The sequence below is a fragment of the Colwellia echini genome, from assembly GCF_002843355.2.
Classification (GTDB): domain Bacteria; phylum Pseudomonadota; class Gammaproteobacteria; order Enterobacterales; family Alteromonadaceae; genus Colwellia; species Colwellia echini.
This window is the reverse complement of sequence record NZ_PJAI02000062.1, coordinates 1-1406: the sequence shown is the minus strand read 5'-3', so window position 1 is coordinate 1406 and position 1406 is coordinate 1. Positions and strand designations below refer to the sequence as shown.

The 1406-nt window shown below is 36.3% G+C and carries 2 protein-coding genes; both read right to left on the bottom strand.

Translation table 11 applies throughout. The annotated features are described in order from the left end of the window. Positions 1-139: 139 nt before the first annotated feature. On the bottom strand, positions 140-856 hold the full coding sequence (locus CWS31_RS17255) for a hypothetical protein (RefSeq protein WP_101342767.1): 717 nt from the start codon (positions 854-856) through the stop codon (positions 140-142). A 118-nt stretch (positions 857-974) separates the two neighbouring features. Continuing rightward, complete coding sequence (locus CWS31_RS17250; protein WP_101342768.1) at positions 975-1304, bottom strand: hypothetical protein; 330 nt, start codon at positions 1302-1304, stop codon at positions 975-977. Between the last annotated feature and the right edge of the window lie 102 nt (positions 1305-1406).

The window sequence follows — 1406 nt, the reverse complement described above, 5'->3', positions numbered from 1 at the left end:
TAATTATGAATTCCATATTCTAATTATGAGCAATATTATCAGTTCACCTAACGCCGCATTAAGCGGACTAAAATTGTTGGTTATAATGTGGAGCGAAGCGGAACCTAACCAACTGTTTTAGTTCCGTTTAAATGCCTTGTTAGCTTTTTTTAGGCCAATAGCCCAGTATAAAACCATGCTCCATAAGTACATAACTTTTTGAGTCTGATTTAAAAATAGTAGTTTTGAATTCACCGTCCCATGAGTAAAAACCTTTTCTTGGAGTTGAGTCGGGATTTCCGTGATTAGCTATAAGTTTTTCTTGAAGGATATCTCTGGATGTCGAAGAGTGATCAAACCCAGAGAAATTTATATGTGTAATAGGAAGCTCTGGCTTGTCTTCATCTAAGAAGTAGGTAACATGCTTGAATGCAGAGTGAGCATACTTAACCGTTATATATCGATTTGCTGGTTCTACTTCAATTAACGAATCAGGAAATATACTCGGCTTAAAGAAGTCGTGTATTTTAGATGCTGGATCACCAATCCTTACTTGCGCTAAACCCAATGGATATGGATTATTTGGTACAAACAAATTGCTTATTTGTGAACTAATTAGCTGCCCTTTAAGGGCTATATTTTCATCTTTAAACTTATTGAGAGAAGTATTTGCAGATTTTAGCAGCAAACTTTGCTCACGGATTTTTTCTTTGGACTTTGAAATGTCACTTTTTAACGAAGATATTTCATTTTGAAGAGACAGTGTGTGCGTTGGGAGTATTACCTCTTTATACAGAAGTACTCCGATAGCTATCGTTCCTGCAACCGCGACAGCAGCACTAGATAAAGGGTGATCTTTCCAGTTTTGTTGGGACATTCTAATTACTGACTCCAGATGAAAGCTAACGCCTCGTTAAGAGGCAAATAATATGTTGGCTAAAATAAGCGACGCAGGAGCAAAAGCCAACTGTTATTTGTCCTGCTTTAACGACTTGTTAGCACCTCAACTCTAATATACTAACAACACTATCTTGGGTCTCTTGGCTGAACATTTTAAATTCATCTTCAGTAAAAACACCGTAACTTTTTAAAGAAACTAGTTTCAGCAGTACGTTATTACGAGTTGGATTATTGAACATCTCAGTAATTTTGGCATCTTCAGTTTGAATAAGATCATATAGATCTAAGTACGACTGATGCTCTATACCTTCTCTTTTTTTAGCTAGCTCCTCAACTTTGACAAAAATTAATTCACAGGCTTTTGCCGTTAAATCGTTTTGAAGTTTTCGAAATAGCTTCCAATCTTTTTCAGGTACCGATGACATGCTAGATCCTCATTGAGTGCTAACGCCTCATTAAGAGGCAAAAAATTGTTTGCTAAAATGTTGAGGCACGAAACAGCAAACTGTTTTTTGTCCTGCTTTAAT